At 74.6% G+C, this 25,049-nt stretch carries 21 protein-coding genes and 1 pseudogene; 12 read left to right on the plus strand and 10 right to left on the minus strand.

The window, feature by feature from the left end:
- The first annotated feature begins 9 nt into the window (after positions 1–9).
- Positions 10–675, plus strand: coding sequence for a GntR family transcriptional regulator (locus tag CLV37_RS02950; protein WP_106206746.1), 666 nt, complete (start codon positions 10–12; stop codon positions 673–675).
- An 18-nt stretch (positions 676–693) separates the two neighbouring features.
- On the opposite strand, the gene CLV37_RS02955 is transcribed toward CLV37_RS02950, so the two are convergent.
- The 3 genes from CLV37_RS02955 to CLV37_RS02965 form a co-directional block, all read right to left on the minus strand.
- A complete protein-coding gene (locus CLV37_RS02955; protein ID WP_106206748.1) occupies positions 694–1,971 on the minus strand; it encodes an MFS transporter in 1,278 nt (425 codons plus the stop codon).
- On the minus strand, positions 1,964–2,575 hold the full coding sequence (locus tag CLV37_RS02960; protein WP_106206750.1) for a helix-turn-helix domain-containing protein: 612 nt from the start codon (positions 2,573–2,575) through the stop codon (positions 1,964–1,966). The genes CLV37_RS02955 and CLV37_RS02960 overlap by 8 nt, the downstream gene beginning before the upstream one ends.
- A gap of 215 nt (positions 2,576–2,790) precedes the next feature.
- A complete protein-coding gene (locus tag CLV37_RS02965) occupies positions 2,791–5,289 on the minus strand; it encodes a putative bifunctional diguanylate cyclase/phosphodiesterase (protein ID WP_106206752.1) in 2,499 nt (832 codons plus the stop codon).
- Positions 5,290–6,683: 1,394 nt separating this feature from the next.
- On the opposite strand from CLV37_RS02965, the gene CLV37_RS02970 reads away from it, so the two are divergent.
- Positions 6,684–7,478, plus strand: coding sequence for a hypothetical protein (locus CLV37_RS02970; protein WP_106206755.1), 795 nt, complete (start codon positions 6,684–6,686; stop codon positions 7,476–7,478).
- A gap of 182 nt (positions 7,479–7,660) precedes the next feature.
- Here CLV37_RS02970 and CLV37_RS02975 read toward each other — a convergent pair whose 3' ends face one another.
- A complete protein-coding gene (locus CLV37_RS02975; protein WP_211298322.1) occupies positions 7,661–8,470 on the minus strand; it encodes a transglutaminase-like domain-containing protein in 810 nt (269 codons plus the stop codon).
- A 108-nt stretch (positions 8,471–8,578) separates the two neighbouring features.
- Here CLV37_RS02975 and CLV37_RS02980 point away from each other — a divergent pair, with 108 nt between their 5' ends.
- The 3 genes from CLV37_RS02980 to CLV37_RS02990 are packed head-to-tail and all read left to right on the plus strand — an operon-like array spanning position 8,579 to position 10,202.
- Positions 8,579–9,265 carry a hypothetical protein gene (locus CLV37_RS02980; protein ID WP_106206759.1) on the plus strand — a complete coding sequence of 229 codons (687 nt, stop codon included), beginning with the start codon at positions 8,579–8,581 and terminating at the stop codon, positions 9,263–9,265.
- 60 nt (positions 9,266–9,325) lie between these two features.
- Positions 9,326–9,721, plus strand: a complete 396-nt coding sequence (locus CLV37_RS02985) for a hypothetical protein (RefSeq protein ID WP_106206761.1) — start codon at positions 9,326–9,328, stop codon at positions 9,719–9,721.
- A 10-nt stretch (positions 9,722–9,731) separates the two neighbouring features.
- Entirely contained in the window at positions 9,732–10,202 is a 471-nt protein-coding gene (locus CLV37_RS02990) for a hypothetical protein (RefSeq protein WP_106206763.1), read from the plus strand.
- Positions 10,203–10,226: 24 nt separating this feature from the next.
- Here CLV37_RS02990 and CLV37_RS02995 read toward each other — a convergent pair whose 3' ends face one another.
- Positions 10,227–10,778 (minus strand): NAD(P)H-dependent oxidoreductase, encoded by a 552-nt coding sequence (locus CLV37_RS02995; RefSeq protein WP_106206765.1) that lies wholly within the window; start codon positions 10,776–10,778, stop codon positions 10,227–10,229.
- Between the two features lie 130 nt (positions 10,779–10,908).
- Between CLV37_RS02995 and CLV37_RS03000 the strand changes: the two genes are divergently transcribed.
- Both CLV37_RS03000 and CLV37_RS28955 read left to right on the plus strand, forming a co-directional pair.
- Complete coding sequence (locus CLV37_RS03000; RefSeq protein ID WP_106207425.1) at positions 10,909–11,505, plus strand: TetR/AcrR family transcriptional regulator; 597 nt, start codon at positions 10,909–10,911, stop codon at positions 11,503–11,505.
- Positions 11,502–12,175, plus strand: a pseudogene (locus CLV37_RS28955) (dihydrofolate reductase family protein). The gene CLV37_RS03000 and the pseudogene CLV37_RS28955 overlap by 4 nt, the downstream one beginning before the upstream one ends.
- A gap of 4 nt (positions 12,176–12,179) precedes the next feature.
- Here the strand turns inward: CLV37_RS28955 and CLV37_RS03010 are convergent.
- The 4 genes from CLV37_RS03010 to CLV37_RS03025 are packed head-to-tail and all read right to left on the minus strand — an operon-like array spanning position 12,180 to position 16,173.
- Complete coding sequence (locus CLV37_RS03010; protein ID WP_245885210.1) at positions 12,180–12,722, minus strand: GNAT family N-acetyltransferase; 543 nt, start codon at positions 12,720–12,722, stop codon at positions 12,180–12,182.
- Complete coding sequence (locus CLV37_RS03015; RefSeq protein WP_245885211.1) at positions 12,719–13,102, minus strand: ATP-binding protein; 384 nt, start codon at positions 13,100–13,102, stop codon at positions 12,719–12,721. Before CLV37_RS03015 ends, CLV37_RS03010 begins: the two co-directional genes overlap by 4 nt.
- 21 nt (positions 13,103–13,123) lie before the next feature.
- Entirely contained in the window at positions 13,124–14,008 is an 885-nt protein-coding gene (locus tag CLV37_RS03020) for an HDOD domain-containing protein (RefSeq protein ID WP_146149277.1), read from the minus strand.
- The gene (locus CLV37_RS03025; RefSeq protein ID WP_170127021.1) at positions 14,005–16,173 is read right to left on the minus strand and encodes a putative bifunctional diguanylate cyclase/phosphodiesterase; all 2,169 of its coding nucleotides are present in this window, start codon (positions 16,171–16,173) and stop codon (positions 14,005–14,007) included. Before CLV37_RS03025 ends, CLV37_RS03020 begins: the two co-directional genes overlap by 4 nt.
- A 236-nt stretch (positions 16,174–16,409) precedes the next feature.
- Between CLV37_RS03025 and CLV37_RS03030 the strand changes: the two genes are divergently transcribed.
- The 5 genes from CLV37_RS03030 (at position 16,410) to CLV37_RS03050 (ending at position 24,432) form a co-directional block, all read left to right on the plus strand.
- Positions 16,410–17,522, plus strand: coding sequence for an MFS transporter (locus tag CLV37_RS03030; RefSeq protein ID WP_106206773.1), 1,113 nt, complete (start codon positions 16,410–16,412; stop codon positions 17,520–17,522).
- On the plus strand, positions 17,492–18,853 hold the full coding sequence (locus CLV37_RS03035) for a hypothetical protein (RefSeq protein WP_106206775.1): 1,362 nt from the start codon (positions 17,492–17,494) through the stop codon (positions 18,851–18,853). The genes CLV37_RS03030 and CLV37_RS03035 overlap by 31 nt, the downstream gene beginning before the upstream one ends.
- A 76-nt stretch (positions 18,854–18,929) precedes the next feature.
- On the plus strand, positions 18,930–20,411 hold the full coding sequence (locus CLV37_RS03040; RefSeq protein WP_106206777.1) for a DUF3375 domain-containing protein: 1,482 nt from the start codon (positions 18,930–18,932) through the stop codon (positions 20,409–20,411).
- Entirely contained in the window at positions 20,408–21,061 is a 654-nt protein-coding gene (locus CLV37_RS03045) for a DUF4194 domain-containing protein (RefSeq protein WP_106206779.1), read from the plus strand. Before CLV37_RS03040 ends, CLV37_RS03045 begins: the two co-directional genes overlap by 4 nt.
- Positions 21,058–24,432 carry an ATP-binding protein gene (locus CLV37_RS03050; RefSeq protein WP_106206781.1) on the plus strand — a complete coding sequence of 1,125 codons (3,375 nt, stop codon included), beginning with the start codon at positions 21,058–21,060 and terminating at the stop codon, positions 24,430–24,432. Before CLV37_RS03045 ends, CLV37_RS03050 begins: the two co-directional genes overlap by 4 nt.
- Positions 24,433–24,509: 77 nt before the next feature.
- Here the strand turns inward: CLV37_RS03050 and CLV37_RS03055 are convergent, their stop codons facing one another.
- Complete coding sequence (locus tag CLV37_RS03055) at positions 24,510–25,040, minus strand: CHAP domain-containing protein (RefSeq protein WP_106206783.1); 531 nt, start codon at positions 25,038–25,040, stop codon at positions 24,510–24,512.
- Positions 25,041–25,049: the final 9 nt, after the last annotated feature.

Below are 25,049 nucleotides of genomic sequence, written 5' to 3' on the forward strand. Positions count from 1 at the left end.
GCCGGCGCGGTGGGGGCGTCGGCCGAACGCGTCGTCGCGCAGTTGCGGCGCGACGTCCTCGGCGGGTTCTTCCCGCCGGGGGCGCGGCTGACCGAGACGGTGCTCGTGCAGCGGTACGGCACCTCCCGGGTGCCGGTGCGCGAGGCGCTGCGGGCGCTGGCCGGTGAGGGGTTCGTCGAGCTGCGCCCCAACGCCGGCGCCCGCGTCGCGCAGGTCCCCGTCGACGACCTCGCCGACCTGTACGCGGTGCGCTGCGTCGTCGAGGAGATCACCGCGAGCCGGTGCGCGCGGCGCGTGGCGGCGGGCGAGGCCGCGGTCGTCGCCGAGCTCACCGGCATCGTCGACGCGGGTTTCGCCGCCCTGGACGCCGGCGACGCCGTGCTGGGGGCGGAGCTGAACTCGCAGTTCCACGGAACCGTCGCCCGCCTCTCCGGAGCGCACAGCATGACCCTCGTCCTGCGCCGGGTCAGCGAGCAGATCCAGTGGGCCTACGCCACGACCGTCCCCCAGCAGGGCCACCGCGCGTGGACCGAGCACCGCCGGATCGTCGCCGCGATCGCGACGGGCGAGGAGGCGAGCGCCGGGCGGGCGATGGTCGAGCACGTCGAGGCGTCGCGGCGGGGGTTCACGCGCAGCGTGGGTCAGGGGGTGGCGCAGGGGGTGGCGCAGGGGTAGGCCGGGGCCGCGTACCGGTCACCGTCCCCGCGACGGGTCCGCGGTCGCCGGGTGAGCGCCGCCTCGCACCGCCGGACCGTCCCCGCGCTCACCTCCGACGACGACGAGCAGGGCCGCCGTCGCGCAGCCGGCCGCCATCAGCAGCAGCACCACCGCGAACGGCAGGACACCCACCAGCAGGGCGCCCACCGCGATCGAGGCCGTGGTGGGCACGGAGCTGACCATCTCGTACCCGGCCGCGACCCGGCCCATCACGTCGTTCGGGGTCCGGCGCTGCAAGGACGTGGCCGCCGCCACCGCCAGCACCGGCAACCCCGCTCCGAGGACGAGGAAACCGGCCAGCACCACCGGCAGGACCGCGGTGGCGCTCAGCGCGGCGCCGAGCGCGACCAGCGCCATCCCCGACCCGATCAGGGGGGTCTCGCGCACCCGGGCGACGAGCAGGCTGACGCTCACCCCGCCCGCGAGCGCCCCCGCGCCCTGGACGCTGACCAGGACGCCGACGAACTCCGGCGGCCGGTGCAGCCCGTCCCCGACCAGGGCGTAGACGGTGGCTTCGGCCAGCCCGACGGAGGCGGAGAAGACGAGCGTGGACCGGGCCAGCCGGCGCAGCGGCGCGACCCGCCACAGGTGGACCAGGCCGGCGGCCACCTCGGTCCGCCACCGCGCGGCGACTGCTCCCCCGCGTCGTCCCGCGCGTCGTCCCGTGCGTCGTCCTGCACGGGGTGCGGGTTCCCGGAACCGCACCCTCACCAGGACGGCGGTGGCCAGCACGAAGGCGGCGGCGTCCACGGTGGCGACCCACCGCCCGCCGACGGCGGCGAACAGTCCCGCGCCGACGAGCGGGCCGAGCAGGCGCAGTCCCTGCCGGACCGTGTTCAGCGCCCCGTTGGCCACCCCGAGCAGTTCCGCCGGCAGCAGCACCTGGACCAGCCCGGACGTGGCGGCGTTGGTGGTGACGCTCGCGATGCCGTACCAGGCCGCGACGGCGAACAGCAGCCACAGCTGCCCGCGGTCGTGCACCAGCCACAGCGAGGACACGACGACGGTGCTGGCCAGGTTGAGCCCCAGCAGCACCGTGCGCCGGGGCAGCCGGTCCACCAGCACCCCCGCCACCGGGGCCAGGACACCGGGAGCGGCCATCGCGAACACCGTCAGCCCGGCCACGGCGTCGCTGCCGGTCAGGGTCTTGGCCCAGATGCCCAGGACCAGCAGCAGCGTCCAGTCCCCGAACATCGACAGGGTCTGAGCGGCCAGCAGCAGCCGGAAGTCGCGGTGCCGCAGCAGGTCACGCATCGGCGGCGGGGGCGTCGGGGCGCGGCAGCAGGTAGGTCAGGACGTCGACGAGGCGCGAGCCGTCCGGCACGACCCCGTCGAAGGTGCGCTTCTGCAGCGGGACGATCAGCGCGGTGATGGCCTGCACGAGGTCGGCCAGCTCCTGCTCGGTGAGCCGCAGCGTCCAGTCCGAGGCGTCGGCGGCCTCGCGCCACGGGTCGTTCGCGCGGCGCTGGGACCAGCCGCGGATGCGCTCGAGGTTGCGGGCGTCCAGCACCGCGCCGAGGGCCTCGGCCGCGGCGCGTTCGGCCGGCGACCCGCCGGCGCTGATGTGGTTGCCGATGGGCGCCCACCGCCACGGCCGGTTCCTGCCCGCACCCCCCTCGGCCTCGACGACGAACCCGAAGCGGGCCAGCTGACGCAGGTGGTAGGAGCACGACGCGGCGGAGTCGCCGAGCCGTTCGGCGCACTGGCTGGCGGTCAGCGGGCCCTCGGCCACCAGCAGGTCGAGCAGCTGCATCCGGCGGGGGTGGGCCAGGGCCTTGAGGTGCTCGGGGCGGCGCAGCTGCCGCAGCGGCAGTCCCCGTTCGTCGCTGACGACGGGTTGGTCATCTCGGGTCACCACGGTCGAAAGATATCTTTCGCAAGGTCTCTTTTCAAGAGGTCGCCGCTCGACGTCGCCGGGGGTGGGCGGCGTCGCCGAGCAGGGCGGCACCGGGGACGCGGTCCCAGGAGCGCTGCACCGGCAGGGGGCAGGTGACCCGGCCGTCTGACCTGGCCGTCGAGCGGGGGCAGGCCGTGCGCCACGCCCCGACCGGGCACCTCAGCGGGACGGTGACGTCACTGCGGGACGGTCGTGTCGAAGCGACCGCCCGGGAGGTCCGCCACCAGAGCGCAGAGCTGGTCGACGGGCAGGGCCGGGCTCCACAGGTAGCCCTGCGCCGCATCGCACCCCAGGCTCGTCAGCAGGGTGCACTGCTCCAGGGTCTCGGCCCCTTCGGCGATGGTCTTCAGGCCGATGGCGTGGGCGAGCTGCACCACGGACGTCACGATGGCCAGGTCCTCGGGGTTCTCGGCGATGCCCCGGATGAAGCTGCGGTCGATCTTCACGTGCTGAGCGGGGAGGAGACGCAGGTAGGTCAGGGACGAGTGCCCGGTCCCGAAGTCGTCGATGGCGATGTCCGACCCCAGCGCGCGGATGGCGTTCAGGACGCGCTCGGAGTGCGCGAGATCGCGGATCACGACCGTCTCGGTGACCTCCACCATGAGGTTGCGGTGCGTCATCGCGGGGCCGGCGGCGCGGATGGCCGCGTCGATCGTCTGCTCCACCCCGGAGTCGGCGATGTCGTGCGCCGAGAGGTTGACGGCGATGTGGGCGTCAGCGGGCAGGACGCCCGCCGACAGCAGACGTGCGCCGTCCCGGCAGCCGCGCGCGAGCGCCCACCGGTCCACCGCGGTGATGAGGCCGGTGTCCTCGGCCAGGGGGATGAAGACGTTGGGCGGGACCGCGCCGCGCTCGCGGTGCGTCCAGCGGATGAGGGCTTCGACGCCCCTGACCGCTCCGGTGCGCAGGTCGACGACGGGCTGGTAGTGCAGGGCGAGGTCACCGGCGGTGAGGGCGTCCTGGAGGTCGGCCGCCAGCGCGAGCCGCCCCCGCGCGTGGGCGTCCAAGCTGTCGTCGAAGAGCTGCACGCGCCCGCGGCCGCGCGCCTTGGCCTCGTGCATCGCCAGGTCGGCCTGCCGCAGGAGGTCGCCGCTGAGGCCCGGCGCCGACACCACCACCCCCACCGAGGCGGACACGTACGCCCGGCGACCCACGACCTCGAACGGCTCGGACAGCACGGCGAGCACGTCGCGGGCGAGCGCGAGCGCCTGGTCGGTGCCGGTGTCGGTGCACAGGACCACGTACTCGTCGCTACCGAAGCGGGCGACGGTGTCACCGGAGCGCACCACCTGCGACAACCGCTGCGCAACCTGCACGAGCAGCACGTCGCCGGAGTGGTGCCCCGAGGCGTCGTTCACCATCTTGAACCGGTCGAGGTCGACGAACAGCACGGCGACGGCGTGGTCGGGCGACGGCCCCTCCTGCCGGGTGCGTTCGAGCCGCTGGAGGCGCTCCAGCAGCAGCGCCCGGTTGGGCAGCCCCGTCAGGGAGTCGTGCAGCGCCTGGTGCTCGAGCCTCTGCTGGAACCGGCGTCGCTCGCTGACGTCGCGACCGATCGTCGACACGGCGACCACCCGCCCCCGGGGGTCGAGCACGGGTGAGACGGTCCAGGCGACGTCGACGGTGGACCCGTCCGGTCGTGCCGCCGTCGACTCCAGCGACAGCACGACCCCGTCGCGGGCGACGGCGGTGATGGTGCCCAGGACCTCCTCGGCGCGGTCCGACGGCACGAGCTCGGTGATCCGGCGGCCCGTGGCGCCCTCGGCGGGGTAGCCGTGCAGCTCTGCCGCGGCCCGGTTCCAACCGGTGATCACGCCGTCGACGGTCAAGGACGTCACCGCGTCGGCGGTGGACTCGACGAGCTGGCGGTAGCGCTCGGCGCTCTGAGCGATGACCTGGCTCTGCCTCTCGAGCTCTTCCACCAGGTCGGTCCGCGGCGCGAGGAACAGCTCCTGCAGCCGCAGCGGAACCTCGCGGTAGGCGGCCAGGTCGCGCCGGAAGACGAGCAGGTAGAGCAGGAGCGGCCCGCTGAACGCCGCGGAGATCACGAGCTTGGACGTCAGGCCCGCGCTGATCGCCGGTGAGAGGTCGGGTGAGGTCGGCGCTGCCAGCAGCGGGAACAGGACACCGTCGAGGCACAGCACCGCGATGTAGAAGACGACGCACGCGAGGGCCAGCGCGAGACCGCTGCGCACGCGCGTCTTGAGGGCCTCGAACGTCATGAGCAGCAGGACCAGCTCGGTGACGATGAGGACGCCACCGAGAGCCACGACGAGCAGGGACACGTCGAAGACGCGGGGTGAGGTGCCGAAGCGGTTGACCACGGCGGTGTCGCGCAGCGCGGCCGCGGTGACCGAGAGGACCCCGACCTTGATGACGTTGACCGCGATCACGATCTTGATGATGTTGCGCACCACGTGGCTGTCGCGGGCGGTGACGACGGCGAGCAGACTGGCGAGCACCAGTGCCCCGTACAGGACGCTGCCGGCTGACACGACCAGGCCGTCGGCGAGCGGGAGGGCGTAGATCGAGCCCATGAAGCCCCCGAAGACGAGCACCACGGCGATGTAGGTGTACGACAGCAGGAGGCGCAGGGGCTTGCGGAAGAGCGCGAAGGCGAAGGGGAACACGGAGTACAGCAGGATCTGCGCGACGAAGAGCGACCAGGGACCCACTGCCCGCCTCCTTCACCGCCTGTGATCAACCTGTACGACAGCGTAGGGGTCTGTCTCCACCGTGGTCCCCGGATCTGAGACCCGGGGCTGGTGGTCGCACGCGTCGCCGTGGATCCGTGCCCTGCGGGCAGCACGCCGCTCCGGACCCGGGACGGAGCGGCCGCGTGGCCGTCGCTACGACCGGGTGGCGGGTGTCCTGTGCATCAGGGGCGACAGCTGTCACTGCCGAGACGGGCAGATGGTGGTAGCCCATCGCGAGCCTGGCTCTTGTCGCCCTGCTGTACGGGAGCTCGTGGTGGGTACTCCGACGGCACCGCCGATCCCACGCCGTTCGATCCCACACCGTTCGATCCTCAGCCGCGCGCACCGCAGGATGACCGCGCGCCTCCACGCATCCGACTTACGCTTCTGCAGCAGTGAGCACGGTGGGTCGACGGAACTGGACCAGCTCGTCCACGGGCTCGCCGTCGACTGGACGGAGCGACGATGTCGGGTGCTGGACGTCACCTGCGACGCGCGGCAGCCATCTTCCTGGTGGCAACGATCGGCTTCGCGGTATCGGCTCTGCTGAGGCGGGATCGGACGTCGGCGATCCTCCTGTGGGTCTTCGCCGTCCTCGCGGCCGTAGGAGCTGGTGGGCTCTTGACGGCGTTGAGAGGTGCGCGCCGCCGGTAGCGCCCGTGACCTGGAACGCGACGGGGCTGCCTTCCCGCGCGCCCATCTCCGATGCCTCCCAGGCTCGGCCGAAGTCAAGGCGATCCGCCCCTCGACAGGACCGCGACAGCGGTCATCGGGATGAGCGCGACGTCTCCGACTCGCCCTGATCTCTCACTGAGCTCCGGACGATCCGGATGCCGGCCGAGGTGTGCACGGAGGCTGCACAGCGCGAGAGCTGAGGACCGTCGGGGGGTGAACACGGTCGACGTCACAACGTCATCGTGAGCACGACGTCCCCGACCCACCGTGATCATGCACTGAGTGCGGGGATGAGCGTGACGTCGCGCCGGGCGTCACGACCGCGCCCGGACTACGCCGTGACTAGGTGACCAACGCCCGCGCCGCCGCCTGCTCCACGTGTCGTAGGCGAGGGGGACGATGCCCGGGTGTCCTCCAACGATCATGAACCCCTGCCGCCTGGTTTCTCACGGCAGCTGGAAGCGGGCGCCTCTGGAGAAGTCCACGAGACATCGACGATGGCTGACGCGGTCGACCGCTTGCGAGCCGCAGCCCGCACGGGGGGCCACGCGGTCCCAGTTCCACCCTCGGGGTCTCTCGACCCCGTCCTTGAAGAGTTGCAGGCACGGATCGCGCCCCTGCGTCTGCCTCAGCAACTCGTGGACTTCTGGCGGCTCGTACGCCCGTCCTCACTCGACCCCGTCCCCTCGCCTCCTCTGGTGGACCCTGAAGATCTGCTCAGCCTGTTCGACGGTGAGAGGTACTCCACCGGTCCCCGTACCGAGCCCGGGTTCCCACCCCGGGCGCTGTGGGAGATCGGGTACGAGAGCCACGTGATGTGGTTCATCGAGCTGGTCGACGACGCCCAGCCGGGCTCGACGAACGGGGCCCTGTGGACGTGGGGCTTCAGCGACCCGGAGTACCGCCTCACCCACCTCAGCCTGATCGACTACGTCGAGCAGCTCGCCGAGGCGTACGAGCAGGACCGGGTCGATCGCAGGATCAGGGGGTGGGACGGGCAACCGACCTGCGACATCGACCAGAAGGCATGGGTCGAGCGGGCTGACGCCGCACTGGATCAGGCGGACGAGGAAGTCCTGCAGGGGCGCAAGAGACGGGTTGACGCTTCCGGGGAGTACTGGCCGGACCAGTGGTTGATCTCTCAGGGCATCGACCCTGACGCGCGGGCCATCCGAGGGGCCGACGTCACCATCGCCCAGCTCCGCGCCTGGCGTGAGGAGGGGCGGATCGCCGCGGGAACGGTGCATGCCCGCGTGCGAGCGGGCAAGTACTCACCTGGTGTGGAAGTTCTGACCTTGGACGACGGCACCGGTTCGCTGCGTGTCCTCTGCACCACGGAGGTCATGCCGTTTCCGCTGATCCACCGGGCTCGGGCTGAGTTCGAGGTGACGCTCTTGCCGTGGGCGGCGGAGATCGCGGCTGGGGAGTTCGTAGGACGAGAGGCACCACTGGAAGAAGCGTGGGCGTCGGCGGTGAGGCCCCTGCCGGGTTGAGCAGCCGTGTCTACACCGCGGGCGGCGAGGCGAGGCACTGCCCGTGGTGAAGTCGCCCATCAGCCGCCATCGGCGGGGCGCGGTCACGGCTCAGCTGTGACGTGAGCACACAAGCCACTCGGTCCTCCTCCGAGCGGTCATCGCCGTGACCGTGGAGTCGCCCCACGATCCGCGGGACAACCCTAGGCGAGCCGGACGAGGCCGCTGCCGTCGTCGGACGGCAGCGCACCGTCCGTCACGGCCAGCACCGACAACCGGGTCAGGGTCACCGGACCTGCCGTCGTGAGGAAGGCCGTGTCGGCCGTGTCGCGACCGCTCGCGATCCGCACCAGGCTCTGGCGCGGGGCCAGCCCGGTGGCGTCCACGACCTGCCAGCGGCCGTCCGGGGCGGCCTCGGCGACGGCGTGGAAGTCCATGGGCGACAGGCCCGGCGCGTAGACCGCGGCGACGCGCGCGGGGACGTCCAGGGCCCGCAGCAGCGCGACCACCAGGTGGGCGAAGTCGCGGCAGACGCCCTGCCCGCCGACGAGCGTCTCCAGCGCGGAGTCGCTCGGCCCGCTGGAGCCGCTGACGTAGTCGGTGTGCATGCGCACCCACGCGGCCACGGCCCGCGGCTGCTCGGCGCGCGGGAAGCGGGCGAACTCGCGCGCGGCGAGGTGGGAGAACCGGTCCGAGGGGCAGAACCGGCTCGGCCGGGCGAACTCCCACCGCTCGGCGGCCGTCAGGTCCGCGCTCGCGGCGGCGCCGTCCACCCGCACGTCGGCCTCGTACTCCACGGCCGTCGACCCGGCCGGGACCTCGAACTCGTGCAGCCGCGTCCCGTCGGGCAGGCGGACCTCCTGAACGGGGAGCGGCCCGCCGGGGCCGGTGAGGGTCAGCCGTTCGGCGTGGACCTCGACCCCCGGGCGGGCGGCGACGCTCACGAGCAGCGCGGCGGAGGTCGGACGCTCGGCGTCCAGGAGCAGGTCGGCGCGCACGGAGGTGGAGGGCACGAGCGCGATCATCGTCGACGCCGAGGGGGGACGTCGAGCGGGGCGGGCGCCACGGCCGGTTCCCGGAGACGACCTCGCGCGCCCGGCCGTCCCGCTAGCGTCACCGTCGTGAGTCGCCGTCGCACGCTCCCCCCGGGCTGGGGCGCGTGGTTCCTGGTCGCCGCCGCCGCCGCCCCCACGGCCGCCACCGCACGGTCGGCGTGGACGGTCATGGGCGGTTCCCTGGACCAGGTCTTCGGGCTGGACCAGAGCACGTACCCCGACGGCGCGCTCCTGGGCAACCGGTGGTCGGTGATGTGGACGCAGTCCGCGACGCCGTCCCTGCTGAGCGCCACGGTGCTGCCGGTCGTGGTGCTGGCCGGCCTCGTCCTGGCCGGGCGCCCGCGCGCCGTCGTCCCCGCCGGCCGCGGCCGGGTGCTGGCCACGGTCGTCGCCGCGGCGACCGCGCTCCTGGGGCTGGGCGGGATCGTCGGCTTCCTCGCCCAGGCGTCCGGTCTGCTGACGGTGACGCAGTGGAGCGGGTTCACCAGCTCGCAGCTGGACGTCTTCGCTCCCCCGGCCGTCGCCAGCCTCGTCGCGGCCGTCCTCGGCGGGGTCGCCACCGGCGTGCTGTGGCCCCGCGCGGACCTCGAGGAGACCGCCGAACCGGAACCCGAACCGGAACCCGAGGCGGACCCCGAACCGGGACCCGTGGTGGACCCCGAACCCGAACCCGAACCCCTGGTGACGGTGTCCGCCCGGGGTTTCCCCACCCCGTCGGCGGCCGAGGTGCAGCGGTACCGCCGGGACCTCTAGGACGGTGCGTCGCCCGAGCGGGCGATCCAGCCGGAGCCGCGCGCACCCGACCTCATCAGCATGTTCACGTCCGCGCTCACCGCGGCCCGCGTCGTCGGGTTCTCCCGCGAGGGAGGCTGGTGCCAGGCCCCGGGGTGCCACCACCCGCTGCCGGACGGTGCCGCCCTCGTCCGCGACCACGTCGGAACGGTGCGCCACTTCGGCCCGGCCTGCGCCCGCGCGCTGCTGGGGGTCGCGCTGACGGCCAACGACCTGCTGGCCATCGAGGCGCGCCGGCACGCGGCGTTCGTCATGGACCTGGCCTCCGTGCACGCGGCCTTCGTGGCCGAGGACGGCCCGTTGTGCGCGCACCTGCTCGCGGTGCTGGAGACGCTGGCCCCGGCGACCGTCGCCGAGCGGATCGTCCTGGAGTCGGCGCGCAACCGTCTCGAACTGGCCTGCCGGGCGGACGCGTAGTCTCCCCCGGGTGGCCCTGCCGATCTCCCACCCCCACCAGCGGTACAGCGTCAGCGGGTACCAGGAGACCGAACTGCCCGACGGCGCCGTCGCCTGGTCGGTCGGCCTGCTGCGCTACGGGCAGAGCTTCGGGATGGCGACCGACCACGGTCGCGGCGGGCCCGTGGACTGGACCTTCACAGACTCCACGCACGGCCAGGAGTTCCTCACCGCCGCAGCCGGTCTGCTGCCGGACGCCGAGCACCCGGCGGACGTCCTGGTCGAGCAGCTCATCACGATCCGGCAGCTGAACTCCCTGGACCAGGTCGCCTACTGCTTCGACGGGGACCGGTTCGAGGAGTCCGGCGGGCACCGCCTCGCCGAACCGGGCCGCAGCTTCGCCGAGGTCCGCCGCGAGCTCGCGGCCGAGCACGCCGACCGGAACCCCCGGATCTGGGACAGGAGCGTGTCCGCGATGGTGCCCGTCACCCCCGAGGGGTGACGGGCGGCCGGCGCGACGGCCGGCTCAGGCGGCCTCGACGGCGGCCACGAGGCCCCCGAGCACGACCTGGATCTTCTCCACGACCTCGGCGTCGTCCTTGGGGTGGACGTCGGCGAAGCGCACGACCGAGCCGGGGATCGAGAACGTGACCTCGGTCAGGACGTTCGCGCCGGCGATGCCGAGGGCCTTGCGGGCGTCGTCCTGGGCCCAGACGCCGCCGTACTGGCCGAAGGCGGACCCGGCGACGACGAGCGGCTTGCCGGTCAGCGGGCTGGCGCCGTAGGGGCGCGAGGCCCAGTCGATGGCGTTCTTCAGGACGGCGGGGACGGTGCCGTTGTGCTCGGGGGTGACCACGAGGATCGCGTCGGCGGCGGTGATGGCGGCGCGGAAGTCGAGCGCGGCCTGCGGGACCGAACCCTCGACGTCGACGTCCTCGTTGTAGAAGGGCAGGTCGGCCAGACCCTCGTAGATGCTGAGCTCGACGCCCTCGGGCGCGTGCGCGACGGCGGTCTCGGCGATCTGGCGGTTGGTGGAGCCGGCGCGCAGGCTGCCGACCAGGACCAGGACGGTGGTCATCGGGGAACTCCTCGGGTGACGGGTCGGGCCCGCGGTCCGCGCGCCCTTCAACCGGACTGTAGTCCGCTTCTCCTGTCGGCTTCAAGCACTTCCCGGTCCGCGAGGGCCTAAGGTGCCTCCCGTGGCACGGATGCTGACCCGCTCGGGCACCGCGGGGGCGCCCGAGCGCTCGGACGCCTCCCGCAACCGCGAACTGCTGCTGCGCACCGCCCGCCGGCTCGTCGACGAGCTCGGGGTCGCGGCCCTGAGCATGGACGTCCTGGCCGCCGAGGCGGGCCTGGGCAAGGGCACCGTCTTCCGCCGCTTCGGTTCTCGCGCAGGGTTGTTCACCGCCCTGCTCGACGAGTACGAACGCGACTTCCAGGCCGCCTGCCTGAGCGGTCCGGCGCCCCTGGGCCCCGGCGCCGACCCCGTGGACCGGCTCATCGCCTTCGGCCACGAACGCCTGCGGTTCACCGCCGAGCGCGGTCACCTCCTGCGCGAGGCCAACGCCCGTCCGACGACCGTGAACCCCGCGTCCGGGTTCAGCCGGTTGCACCTGCGCGTCCTGCTGCAGGCCCTGGACGCGGGCGGTGACGCGGAGGTGCTGGCGTACCAGCTCCACGCCGCCCTGGAGGTCCCCCTGCACTTCCACCTCGACGGCCACCTCGACGGCGTCGCGCCCCTGACGGCTGAGCGGTTCGCCGCCGGGTGGACCGACCTGGTCCTGCGCGTCGCCCGCCGCTGACCCCGACGAGTCCACCGGCCCGCCCGGGTCGAAGGGGCGCGGGACTCGTCCACCTGGAACTGTTCGCCACCCTCGACCTCGTCGCCCAGGCCCCCGGCGGGCCCGAGGAGGACCCCGACGGCCTCGCCCACGGCGGCCGGCAGGCACCGCTGCTGGACGACGTCGCCGGAGCGCAGGTGGCGGCCGCCCACGAGGGCACCGACGCCCTCCTGCTGGGCCGGCGCACCTGCGACGTCTTCGCCGCGCACCGGCCGCACCAGGAGGGCGGTCCGGACGACTCGATCGCCGCCCTCTTCAACCGCGTCCCCGAGCACGTCGCCTCGCGCGGCACCCCGACCTGCCCCGGGCGGGGTCCACGCAGCTGGGGCCGGACCTGGCCGCCGCCGTGCGCGCGGTCCGCGACCGGCACGAGCACGTGGAGGTGGTGGGCAGCCTGGACCTGGTGCAGACCCTGCCGCGGGACAGGCTGTTCGACCGGCTCGACCTGTGACTGCACCCGATCGTGCCGGGGACGGCCGACAAGGTGTTCGACGGCGGGGCGGTCCCCGCGAACCTGAGACTGCTCGAACCCCCGGCGGCCTCGCCGACGGGGACGGTGTTCCTGCGGTACGCGCTGGCCGAGGGGGTCCCCGCCGCCGGGGGCGTGACGGCCCCCGGCCGCGGGCTCTGAGCCCTCAGAGCGCGGCGACGAGCTGGTAGAGCACGTGGTCCTGCCAGCGGCCGGCGATCCGCAGGTACCGCCGGGCCACTCCGATCCGCTCGAAACCGTTGCGCTGCAGGACGGCCTGCGACGCCGAGTTCGACAGCAGGGTGCCCGCCTGCAGGCGGTGCAACCCCAGCCCGGCCGGGTCGAAGGCCGTCTCGGCGACCGCGGCGACGGCGGCCGTCGCCACTCCGCGGCCGTTGACGGCCTCGGCGACGAAGTAGCCGACGTCGGCGGACTGGAACGGCCCGCGCACGACGCCCGACAGCGTCAGCCGGCCCACCAGCTCCCCGCCGAACTCGATGACGTAGGGCACCGCCCGCCCGGCCGCGTGCTCGGCGAGCAGGCGCGTCAGGACCTCGGCCTGGCCGTCGGTGGTGAAGTACGCCTCGTCCCGTTCGGGCTCGTACGGCTGGAGGAAGGGCCAGTTCTCGCGCAGCAGGGCCGCGACCGCCGCGGCGTCCTCGGGCCGGGCCAGCCGCAGCGTGGTGGCGGGTCCGGCGGGTCCCGTCACGAGATCACGAACCAGACCGTCTTGCCGTTCTCGTCGTGCTCGACGCCCCACCGGTCGGAGATGATGTCGACCAGCGCGACCCCCCGGCCGCCCTCCGCCTCCGGCGCCACGTCGCGGCGCACGGGCGGGTGCGGGTTGCCGTCGCGGACGGCGACGTGCAGCGCCGGACCCTCGCCGTCGCACGAGACGCGGACCAGGACCGGCGGACCGCCGTGGCGCACGGCGTTGGTCACGAGCTCGGACACCAGCAGCTGGGCCTCGTCCAGGACCCGGGCGTGGTGCTTCGCGCAGTACGCCTCCGTCAGGAACGCCCGGGCGCGTCGTGCGGAGTGCTCCTCGTCCGGCAGCGTGATCTCGGCCGCCGGGGTCGCCTCGCACACCAGGCCATCCAACACCATGGCTCAGCTGGTCAGCAGCTGGACCAGCTCCGCCGCCGTCCGCGTCACGGCGGCCCGCACCGCGTCGACCTCGGCGTCGCGCACGTGACCGGCCGACAGCTGCTCGGCCGGGGCGGGCCGGCGGGTGGGGTCGAGGATCCGCTCGGACAGCTCCACGCCCAGGCGCACGGCCGTGGCCAGCGGCGTCGCCCAGCCGGGACGGTCGACCTGCGCGAGGGCCTCGGCCAGCTCGTCCGGGAACGACCAGGCCGCGAGCGCCTCGGCCGAGACCCGCGTGTGGTGCGCGCCGTAGCGACGGCTCTCGGCGGCCAGGAGCTCCTCGCGGTCGGCGGACCCGGCGATCATCGCGGGGTACTCCACGGGGTCGCAGCGCACGAGCAGCGCCTGTCCCAGCCGGGCGAGCAGACCCACGGAGAACGCGTCGGGGGCCTCGGCGCCCAGGCGCGGGGCGAACTCGGCGGCCGCGACGGCCGTCAGGACGCTGCGGTCCCAGAAGTCCGCGAGGGCCTCGGGGACGTCCTCGAGCCCGGCCATGGCCGCGACCGCCAGGCTGCGCACGGTGGCGAACCCCACGACGGTGACGGCGAACGCGGGGGCGGACACGCGCCCGGACAGCCCGAAGTAGGCCGAGTTGGCCAGCCGCAGCACCTTCGCGACGAGCGCGGGGTCGCAGCTGAGGGTCTGCCCCAGGGACCTGGCGTCCGAGCGGTCGTCGTCGGCCGTGGCGATGACCTTCGCCGCGACGGGCCGGTGGGCCGGCAGGTCGTCCAGGGCGGCCGAGATCCGGCCGAGCACCTCCACGGCACCCGGCGGGGCGGTGGAGACGGGGGCGGTGGAGACGGCGGTGGAGACGGGGGTGGAGACGGCCACGGTGACGTTCTCGCTCACGCCGGCACCTCCCGGGGGGTCGGGACGGCCGGCCGGGGCACGAGTTCGCCGCCGCCGCGCAGGACCTCGATGAGGGCCTCGCGGGTCAGGGGGCGGGAGTACAGGTACCCCTGGACGGCCTCGCAGCCGAGGTCGGTGATGACCTCGTCCTGCTCGAACGTCTCCACGCCCTCGGCCACGACGCCCAGCCCGAGGGTCCGGGCCAGCGAGACGACGGCCGCGGCGACCGCGCGCGCGGGTCCCCCGGCGACGCCCTCGTCGCGGCCGTGCAGGTCGCGGACGAAGGACCGGTCGACCTTGAGGTGGTCGACGGGCAGGTCCTTGAGGTAGGCCAGCGAGGAGTAGCCGGTCCCGAAGTCGTCGATGGCGACCCGGGCGCCGTCGCGGCGCAGTTCCTCCAGGACCTGCCGGCAGGCGCGCAGGTCGCTGGCCAGCGCGGTCTCGGTGACCTCCAGGCACACGTCGCGCAGTTCCAGGCCGGCGCTCGCGACCGCGCGGCGCACCCCGTCGGAGAACCCGTCGGCGGCGAGGCTGACGGCCGAGACGTTGACGGCGACGTGGTCGGGGCTGGTCGCCAGCTCCCCCGCCGCGTGCGCGGCGCGCCAGGACGCGAGGTCGCGCAGCGCGACCGTCAGGACGTGGTGGTCCAGCGCGGGCACGAGGTTCGCGCGTTCGGCCAGTTCGACGAACGTCTGCGGCGAGACCGGCCCGAGCTCGGGGTGCGTCCAGCGGCACAGCGCCTCCAGGCCGCGCAGCTGCGCGGGCCGGCCCGGACGCACGATCGGCTGGTAGTGGACGTCGACGCCGCCGCGGGCGATGGCCTCGCGCAGGTCGGCCACCAGGCGCAGCGCGCGCCGGGCACGGGTGCGCACGCCCTCGTCGAGCAGGGTCCAGCGGCCCCCGCCGGCGGCCTTGGCCTCGTGCACGGCGATGCCGGCGTCGCGCACGACCTCCTCGGCGCTGCAGGTCAGCCCGTCGAGCAGGACGACGCCGATGCTGGCCACCAGCCGCAGCCGCAGCCCGTTGACCTCCACCGGGACCAGGACCGCGTCCAGGACGCGGCGGGCGGTGGCGCGCACGGCGTCCAGGTCGTCGACGTCGTGGCACACGAGCACGAACTCGTCCCCGCCGGGGCGGGCGACCATGTCCCCGGAGCGCACCGTGCGGGCCAGCCGGCGCGCGACCTCGACGAGGACGGCGTCGCCGGCCTCGGGACCGAGCCCGTCGTTGACGGTCTTGAAGTCGTCGAGGTCGACCATGAGGACGCCGACGCCGCGGCTGGGCCCGATGAGGTCGGCGAGCCGTTCCAGCAGCGCCAGCCGGTTGGGCAGACCCGTCAGCAGGTCGTGCTGGGCCTGGTAGGCCAGACGGTGCTCGCGGGCGAGGCGGTCGGTGACGTCCTCGACGGTGCCGATGAACCCCGCGCCGTACCCGGGGGTGCGGCTGGGGTTCAGGCGCACCGTCACCCACCGGACCTGACCGGCCGCGTTGCGCAGCCGGGTGTCGAGCACGACCCGTTCGCCGGCGAGCACCCCGGCGATGGCCTCGACGACGCCGGCGCGCTCGTCGTCGACGACGTGGGTCAGCCAGCCGGTGCCGCACAGCTCCTCGGCGGGCAGCCCGACGAGCTCGGCGAAGGCGTCGTTGACCCGGGACAACCGCGCGCCCACGTCGGAGACGATCGTGGGGACCGGTGAGCTCTGGGCCAGGGTCGCGAAGCGCTCCTCGGCGGCGCGCAGGGCGGCCTGGGCGCGCTCGTCCTCGGGCAGCACCACCGCCAGGACCCAGAAGTGCTCGCGGGGGTCGCGCTCGGGGACGGGCCAGGCGACGACCTCGACGTGCCGCAGCCCGCCGCCGGCGGTGACGGCGTCGACGGCGTAGCGGGTGCGGCGCTCGCGGGCCAGCCGCTCGATGTCGCCGTCGGTGCGCAGCAGACGGGTCACGGCGAGGTCGACGAGGTGGTCGGCCTCGATCCCGAACAGGTCCGAGGAGGCGTGGTTGGCCCACCGGACCCGGGGGACCTCGAACCCGGCCGGGGCCTTGGGGCGCGAGATCACCAGCACGGGCTGGTCCGCCGCTGCCGCGTAGTGCAGCAGGGCAGCGTCGACTCCCGCGGGGGTTTCACTCCCCCCGGGGTGGTGGCTGCGCCACGCCTCGTTCAGCACTGGTTCCGTCCACGGTGGTTCCCGGCCGTCCCCTCCGTGGGACCGCATCGGTGAGTACATCGGCACGTCGCGCCACGAACTGATCTCCCCGGGTGAGGCGGGCGCCCGGACGGGACGGCGCCCGGGGGTACCTGCGACCACTGCGGGTCACCACCACCCCCGCGCTGCGCGGGGGGCTAGGGTCGGGACAAACGTCCGGTCCCCAGACCGGTCCGCCCCTGCAGACAGGACGCGCCGTGCTGACGGCGTTCTTCGCCGCGGCCGCGTGGGGGCGGGTCGGACTGGCCATGACCCCCCTCGCGCTGCTGTGGTCCGTGCACGAGCGGACCGGTTCCTGGGCGCAGGCCGGGCTGGCGGGCGCCGGGCTCGCCCTCGCCGAGGGCCTGGCCGGACCGCAGACGGCCCGGCTCGTCGACCGGTCCGGTCAGACGCGGGTGCTGCCGCCCCTCGCGGCGGCCCACGTCGTCGCCGTCGTCGCCGGGACCGTCGTGGAGGTGCCCCCGTTCGCGTGGGGCGTCGCCGTCGGCGCGACCCTGCCGCAGCTGGGCGCGTTCTCGGCGGCGCGCTGGTCGCACCGGCTCGGCCCCGCGACGGGGTTGTCGCGCGCCTTCGGCTGGGAGGCCGTGGTGAACTCCACGGCGTTCCTGCTCGGCCCCGTGCTGGTCTCGGCGCTCGCGGCCGCGGGGCACCCCGCGGCCGGGGTCCCGACGGCCCTGGCGCTCGTCGGCTCCGGGACGCTGGTGCTGGCCGCGCTGCGCGGGTCCGCGCCGCCGCCGGCGCCCACGGCGGGCCGCGCGCGGCGGAGCCCGCCCCGCGGGATCCGGGTGCCGTTGCTCGTGAACGCCTGGCTCGGGGTGCACTTCGGGGCGCTGCCGGTGGCCGTGGCGGCGGGCGCGGCGGCGGCCGCCCCGACGCTGTTCGCGGTCTCGAGCGCCGGTGGCCTCGTGGCGGGCCTGGTGATGACCCGCCGGCCGGGGGTCGCGCTGCACCGCGCGGCCTGGGTGCTGGGCGGCGCGGGGGCCCTGCTCGCCCTCCCGTGGCCGACGCCGGCCCTGGGCGCCGTGCTGTTCGCCGTCGGGGCGGCGGTCCCGCCCGTCGTGGTCGCTGCGGCGGTGCGCACCCGCCGCGACGCCGCCGCGCACCGGCTCACGAGCGCCTTCGCCTGGCTCGCCTCGGCGTCCGCGGCGGGTTCGGCGGCCGGGTCCGCGCTCGCGGGGCAGGGCGCCGAGCGCCTCGGCCCGGCCGCGGTGTTCGCGCTCGCGGCGGCGGCGCTCGCGGCCGTCCCGCTGACGGTGCTGGTGTGCGGGAGGATCACCCGGTGCGAGCGCTGCGCCCGACCCGACTGCTGAGCCTGGACTCGGGGCTGTGGGCGCTGGACGAGACCCAGCCCGTGGCGGCCGTCCTGGACCGGCGCACGGGCCGCGTGGAACGGGTCGTCAGCTGGCCCGAGGTGCCCGCCGAGCCCGTCCCGGCCCCGTGGCCGCCACCGCGGCTGCTGCCGGACGGCCCGGCGTTCTGGACGCACCCGCACGGCGAGGCCCCCCTGGTGCGGATCGGTCCCGGTGGGGTGGAGCTGGCGGTCTGGACGCACGGCCTGCGGCTGGCCGCCGTCGGCCCCGACGGGGTGTGGTGCGTCCCGCCCCCGCCGCCGCAGGACGTCGTCCGCTCCGCCGACGGCCGTCCGAGCTGGGGGCTGCACCCGGCGCAGCTGCTGCACGTCGCCCCCGGCGGGCAGCCGCGCCGCACGACCGTCGACGCCCCCGTCCGGGCCGCGCAGGCCGAGGAGTCGGGGTTCTTCCTCGCCCTCGACGCCGAACCCTGGCACCTCGAACCGCTCGGCGCCGACCTGCACGAGGTCGTGTGGAGCACGCGGTGGTTCCGGGTGCCCTGGCACGCGCCGATCGGCGACGAGCTGCGCGACGTCGCCGAACCCGTCGCCCACGGCCCCGAACCGCGCACCGAGGACGGCCGCGGGACCCACTCCTGGCTCGACCCGTGGAACGCGGGCGCCGACCGGCACGGCGTGCGGCTCGAAGGGGCCCGCTGGGGCTTCGGCTGGCGCGCCGACGCGGCGGCCGCCGCCGCCGGTCGCCTCGTGGTGCTGACCCACACCTCCGACGGCGAGCCGTCGCGGCGCGTCGACCTCGGCCGCGGGACCACGACGTCGGCGGCGCTGGTGGGCCGGGGCGGCTCCGAGCGCCTCGTCGTCGCGGTGCGCCGCGACGAACCCGGTCTGCTGCGCCCGCCGGTCGACCTGCTGACCGTCCAGCGCAGCGGGGACGTGACGCCGCTGCTGCGGGGCGGCTCGGTCGACGTCGCCGAGCACGTGCGCCCGCTCGCGCCGCGGCCGCTGGAGGCGGGGTCCTACGTGCGTCAGGTGCTGGCGGCGAACGGGAGGCTCGGGGAGTTCTGGCGGACCGACGAGGGGTTCTCCCCGTTGATCGAGGGCATGTCGGCGGCCCGCGCCCGGCTCGTGGGCGACTGGCCGGACACGGTGCTGGAGTGGACGTTCGAGCACCCCGACCGGCCGGGGGTCCGGTTGCGCCGACGCACCCGGCTGTTCGACGAGCTGGGGCGGATCACCCCGCCGGACACCGCGGCGGTGGAGGCGGTGGAGGACTTCCAGACCGGCCAGGTCCCGGCGGTGGAGGCGGCCGTCGGCGGGTTCCTCGACTTCTGAGCGCCGCGCGCGGTCCTCGGGGCCGCCGTTCGTCGTCTACCGTTCCCCGAGCACGACAGCACCCGGAGGACCTTCTGTGAGCAGCATCCGCGACGACCTGGCGCGCGCCCACCAGGCGTTCACGCGGCCCACGCTCACCCTCCTGCGCCGCCCGTCGGGTCCGCTCGTCGTGGCCCTCCTGACCTGCGCGTTCGGCGGTCCCGGCGCCGCGCGGCGGATCCCGGCCGAACGCTTCCACGCCCAGGTCCAGGGCCTGCTGGCCGAACTGGCCCTGCACGGGCACGAGGTCCCCGACGCACCGGCGCGCGAGCTCGTGCGCGGCTGGGTGCGCGAGCAGTGGCTGTCGCTGACGCCGGTCCCCGACCCCGACGAGGGCGAGGACGGCGAGGAGTACGCGCTGACCTCCCACGCCCGCGACGCCATGGACCACGTCAGCCGGGTCTCCGGCGAGCGCGTGCTGCTCGGGGAGTCGCGCATCCGCACGATCCTGGACGCGGCCCGCCGCTGCGCCCTGGAGGCGACCCCGGACCGGGACCGTCGCGTGCAGCGGCTGGAGGAGCAGATCGCGCAGCTGAGCGCCGAACGCGACCGGCTGCTGGCCGGTGGGGAGTCCCCACCGGCCAGCGACGAGCGCGTGCTGGGCCAGTACCTCGACCTCGAGGACCTGCTCTCGGCGCTGCCCGGCGACTTCCTGCGCGTCTCCGAGGAGGTCCGGCGCATCCACCGCGAGATCGTCGGCGACTTCCGCGCCGAGCAGCGCCCGTCCGGGGAGGTCCTCGACGACTACCTGCGCCGCGCCGCCGGGATCCTCACCGAGTCCGTCTCCGGGCGCGCGTTCGCCGGGGCGGTCGACCTGGCCCGCGACGAGGACACCCTGCAGGCGTTGCAGTCCGACCTGACGACGATCCTCGAGCACGGGTTCGCGGCGGGGCTGAGCCCTGAGCAGCGCAGCGCGCTGCGCCGGACGCTGGAGACCATCGGCGAGGGCGTCGAACTGGTCCTGGAGCAGCGCCGGCGGCTGTCGGCGTCGTTGCGCTCGCACATCCTGCGCCACGACCCGCTGCGCGACCGCGAGCTCGACGAGGCGCTGCGCGCGGCCGCCGACCAGCTGACGCAGTGGATGGCCACGACGGGCCCGCGCGCCACGCTCGACCTGGACGCCCCGATCCCCTCGGCCCGCATCGCGGTCACGACGATGCGCACGCGGCTGCACGACCCGGCCGACGACGCCAGCCCCCCGCCCCTGCGCGAGCACGACGACGACGCCGCCGAGGTGTCCTCCCTGGAGGAGCTGCGCCGCTTCGGCGGCCCCGACTTCGAACGGCTGCGCGCGGCGATCCCGTCCGGGGCCGGCACCGCGGAGGTCTTCGACGACCTGCCCGACGACCTGCGCCGTCCCGCGGACCTGATGGGCCTGCTGCACCTGGCGGTCGCGGTGACGGGCGCCGACCCGCACACCACGACGCGGCAGGCCGTCTACACGACCACCCGCCCCGACGGGACCGTCCACCGGTTCCTGGGCCCCGACCTGTCGCTGACCGCCGGAGGAGACGCGTGACCGACGAGACCACCGAGGCGGTCGCCGAACTCGCCGAGGACGGGTTGTTCCCCGGCGACACCGGAACGCTCAGCGAACCCGTGCGCGCCGTCCTGGTGCAGCTGCTCAAGCGCCGCTACGTCTCCGCGGCCCAGCACCCCCAGTCCTGGCGCCTGCTGGTGGAGAACCAGCGCTCGCTGCGCAGCCGCCTCAACGACGTGTTCCTCGACCTCGTCGTCAACCACGACTACCAGGTCGCCTACAAGCAGCAGGCCGCCGCGCCGACGGCGGACCGGTTCCCGACGCTGCTGTTCGACCAGCCCTGGAGCCGGGAGGAGACCGTGCTGCTGGTCTGCCTGCGCCGCCTCGCCCGGTCCCGGTCGGCGGCCGGCGACACCGAGGTGTTCGTCGAGCGCGCCGAGCTCATCGACGAGGTGGGCCACTTCCGGCCCCTGTCGAGCACCAACCAGGCCCGCGACGAGCAGCAGGCCGCGCTCGGCGTCGACAGCCTGCTGCGCCAGGAGGTGCTGCTGCGCACCGGGACCGAGAACCGCTACCGCGTCTCGCCCATCCTCGAGGTGCTGCTGCCCGTCGACGTCGTGCAGCGGCTGGTCACCGAGCTCACCGCGCACAACGCCGCCCACCGCAACCCCGTCGAGGAGAACGCGTGAACGACGGCCCCACCCTCCCCGGTCTGGCCCTGGCCGGGGCCGGACGCCAGCAGTGGCACGTCGCGCACGCGCAGCTCGTGAACTGGGGCGGTTTCGACGGCTACCACCGCGTCGAGTTCGACCCGCGCGCGAACCTCGTGACGGGGGCCTCGGGGACGGGCAAGTCGACGACCCTGGACGCGTACATCGCCGTCATGATGAACACCGCGACGGCGTTCAACGGCGCGTCCAACGACGCCGTGACGGGCCGGGCCCGCTCGGCGACCCAGCGCAACCCGTTGTCGTACGTGCGGGGCAAGCTCGACGAGGTCCTCGACGAGGACACCGGCAAGAACCGCGACGCCACCCTGCGCGGGCGCGACGCGGCGGGAAACCCCGCGAACGCCTGGTCGGGCCTGGCGTTCACGTTCCGGCACACCGACGGCCGGACGCTGACGACGCTGCGGCTGTACTTCGCGCCGGCCTCGGCGAAGGACCCGCGCGAGGTCAAGGACCACCTCGCGGTGTTCCACGGCGACTTCGACCTCTCCCTCGTCGAGCCCTTCGCCGAACGGCGCTTCGACCACAAGGCCATGCGCAAGGAGTTCGAGGGACTGGCCTTCTTCGACTCGTACTCGAAGTTCGCCGCGCTCGTCCACCCGGTCCTGGGGATCGGGGCCGACGGCGACGGCACCGCCGCCGTGAAGCTGCTGGGCCGCATCCAGGCCGGGCGCGAGGTCGCCTCCGTCGACCAGCTGTACCGCTCGATGGTCCTGGAGCGCCCGCGCACGTTCGAGGCCGCCGACCAGGCCGTCGCGCACTTCGCCGACCTCGAGGCGACGTACGAGACGATGAAGACGGCCGAGGAGCAGATCACCATCCTCGGGGAGATCCCCCGGCTGCACGCCGAGCTCGACGAGGCCCGGACGGCGATCGCGCTGGCCGACGCGCTCGGGTCGTCGGAGAACAGCGGTTTCGCGTTGTGGGCGGCCCGCATCGAGGCCCGGCTCGTCGACGCGCAGGAGCAGACCGCGAAGGCCCGGCGCGCCGAGGCCGAGGCGGAACTGCGCGAGAAGCGCTCCGAACGGCTCGCCGCCGAGGTGCGGGTCAACGACAACCGGCAGTTGCTCGACACCCAGGGCGGTGGCGCCCTGGAGGCGCTGGGGCTCACGCTCAAGGCCGCCGAACAGCTGCACGCCGACACCACCGCGGCCCGGCGCCGGTTCGCCGAGCAGACGGCCGACCTCGGCGAGGTCCCCGCCGACCGCGAGGGTTTCGAGGAGCAGCAGCGCGCCTCGGGGCGGTTCCTCGCCGAGCTGCCCGCGGCCCTGGCGGACCTGGAGGAGCAGGGCCGCACGCTCGCGGAGTCCGCGGGACCGGACCTGGCCGAGCGGCAGCGGCTGTGGGCCGAGAAGCGCTGGTTCGCCCGGCGCACCGACCTGATCCCGCACGACCTGGACGCGACCCGCACCCTCATCGCCGCCCAGCTCGGCCTCGACCCCCAGGACCTGCCCTTCGTCGCCGAGCTCCTCGACGTGCGGCGCGGGGACGAGGAGTGGCGCACCGCGGCCGAGCTCCTGCTGGGCGGTTTCGCCCGTACGCTCGTCGTCGACCGGTCGCTGCGCGAGACCTTCCGCCGCCGCGTGGACCCGCTGACGCTGCACCGCCGCGTGAAGTTCCAGTTCGCCGACACCGACCTGCCGCTCGCCGAGGTGGACCCCGCCACGCTCGTCGGCAAGCTGCGGATCCGGGAGGACTCCGCCTACCGCGGCTGGCTGAGCACCGTGCTGCCGCAGGACTTCCCGCACCTGGCCGTGGCCGGCCCGGACGCGTTCCGCGACGACCGGGTGCGCCGCATCACCCTCGCGGGGCAGGTGCAGAACGGCGACCGCGGCGCCCACGGCGGCCAGGAGGGGCTGCGCGCCATCCTCGGGTTCTCCCCCGCCGCGCTGCTGCAGCGCATCGAGGAGGAGGTCGCCGCCGTCGACGCCCGCCTCGCCGGGCACCAGCAGCGGCAGAACGGGCTCACCCGGCAGCGCGACGACCTGCTGCGGCAGGAGAAGGCCCACCAGCGCCGCAGCGAGGTGCGCTGGAGCGAGATCGACGTGGCGGCCACGGCGGCCGCGGTCACGGCCCGGCAGGAGGAGATCGACTCGCTGCTGGCCACGAACGACCAGATCGCGGTGCTGCGCGCCGAGCGCGACCGCCTGGACGCCGCCGCCGACGCCGCCCGGCAGGACGAGGCCCGGGCGCAGATCACCCTGAACGCGGCCGAGACGACGTGGGGGGACCTCGTCGCGCTGCAGGACGAGGTGGGTGACCGGCTCGCGGCCCTGCACGAGGCCGGGGTCGAGGTGACCGCCGACCAGGCCGGGCACCTCGCGGCCCTGCACCGGCAGTACGGCATCGACGACACCGTGGAGAACTTCCGCAAGGTCCTGCCGAAGATCCGGCAGGCCACCGCCGAGGGGCGCCAGGCCGCCCTGACCCGCGAGTCCGAGACCACCGGCCGGCTCGAACGCGCCTTCCGCGCGTTCCAGAGCCGCTGGCCGCAGCCGAACCTCGGCCAGGGCGTCTCCTCCTACGAGGGGTACCGCCGGATCCTGGACGACCTCACGAAGCAGGGGCTGGCCGAACGGGCCGAGGAGTTCCGCCAGCAGGTCGTCAGCTGGTCCGGCGACGACCTGCTGACCCTGCAGGCCAAGATCCGGCAGGCCGGCACCGACATCGTCAACCGGCTGGCACCCGTCAACGAGATCCTCGCCGGGCTGCCGTTCGGCCCGGGCGGGGACCGGTTGCACATCGAGGTCCAGCCGCAGGTCATCCCCGAGGTGACCGCGTTCGCGCGGGAACTGCGGGAGCTGGCGACCGGGACGACCCGCGCCGACGACCCGGCCGCCGTCGAGGCGCGGTTCCTGGCGCTGCGCGCGTTCATCGACCGCATCCGCAGCGGGCCGCAGAACGCCTCCGAGCGCGAACTGCTGCTCGACGTCCGCAAGCACACCTCGGTGCGCGCCCTGCGGATGGAGGCCGGTACCGGCCGCACCCTGAGCATCTACGACCACCTCGGCGGCAAGTCCGGCGGGGAGGTGCAGGAACTCATCGCCTTCATCGTGGGCGCCGCTTTGCGCTACCAGCTCGGCACGAGCCGCAACGCGCTGCCGGTGTTCGCCCCCGTGTTCCTCGACGAGGGTTTCGTGAAGTCCGACGGGGAGTTCACCGCCCGCGGGGTCAACGCGTGGCGGGGGCTGGGTTTCCAGCTGGTCATCGCCGCGCCGCTGGACAAGGTGCCCGCGATCGAACCGCTCATGCAGCGCGTCATCGAGGTGACCAAGACCCCCGCCGGGTACGCGAAGGCGATCACCCTGGTGGACGCGGACGAAGACTCCTGACGTCCCGGACCGTCCGGGGACGCGGCGACGCGGTCGCCACGTCCCGGACCGTCCGGAACTCCCCGCGCGACGGGCCGTCAGTACTTGGGGCGGGCGTACTTCACGGCCGACGACCACGGGTCGGTGTAGAGCTTGACGTGGTTGGTCGAGGCGGTCCCGGTCCCGGCGTTGCCCTCCACGGTGCGGATGTGACCGTCGCTGTGGGAACGGACCAGGCCGATGTGCCCCGCGTCGTAGTACCAGACCACGTCCCCCTGGCGGACGTTGGCCGCCGAGACCGGCGTGCACAGCTTGTAGAACGCGCTGGAACTGCGGCTGAACCCGGTGCCGGTGCCGCGCAGGCACCAGCTGACGAAGGTGGCGCACCAGTCGGCGGAGGTGTCGTACGTCGAGGACCAGATGGCGTTCATCTGCGCCAGCGTGTTGCCCTCGCAGCTCTTGGCCAGGGTGATGACGTCGGCGGGGGTGGTGGGGGCGGCGGCGCGGGCCGGGGACGCCGGCCCGGCCACCGTCCAGAGGGCCGCGGCGGTCAGCCCGCCGGCCCCGAGGAGGATCGTGCGGCGGCTGACCTGGACGGCCCCGCCCGGTGCGAGCGATCGTTGCTCCATGCCGGAGAC

The organism is Kineococcus rhizosphaerae (assembly GCF_003002055.1).
GTDB classification, from domain to species: domain Bacteria; phylum Actinomycetota; class Actinomycetes; order Actinomycetales; family Kineococcaceae; genus Kineococcus; species Kineococcus rhizosphaerae.

Coding starts and splice junctions, on each gene's coding strand:
- CLV37_RS02955 (WP_106206748.1), bottom strand. CDS start 1,971: ATGCGTGACCTGCTGCGGCACCGCGACTTCCGGCTGCTGCTGGCCGCT.
- CLV37_RS02985 (WP_106206761.1), top strand. CDS start 9,326: ATGTTCACGTCCGCGCTCACCGCGGCCCGCGTCGTCGGGTTCTCCCGC.
- CLV37_RS02995 (WP_106206765.1), bottom strand. CDS start 10,778: ATGACCACCGTCCTGGTCCTGGTCGGCAGCCTGCGCGCCGGCTCCACC.
- CLV37_RS03000 (WP_106207425.1), top strand. CDS start 10,909: ATGCTGACCCGCTCGGGCACCGCGGGGGCGCCCGAGCGCTCGGACGCC.
- CLV37_RS03055 (WP_106206783.1), bottom strand. CDS start 25,040: ATGGAGCAACGATCGCTCGCACCGGGCGGGGCCGTCCAGGTCAGCCGC.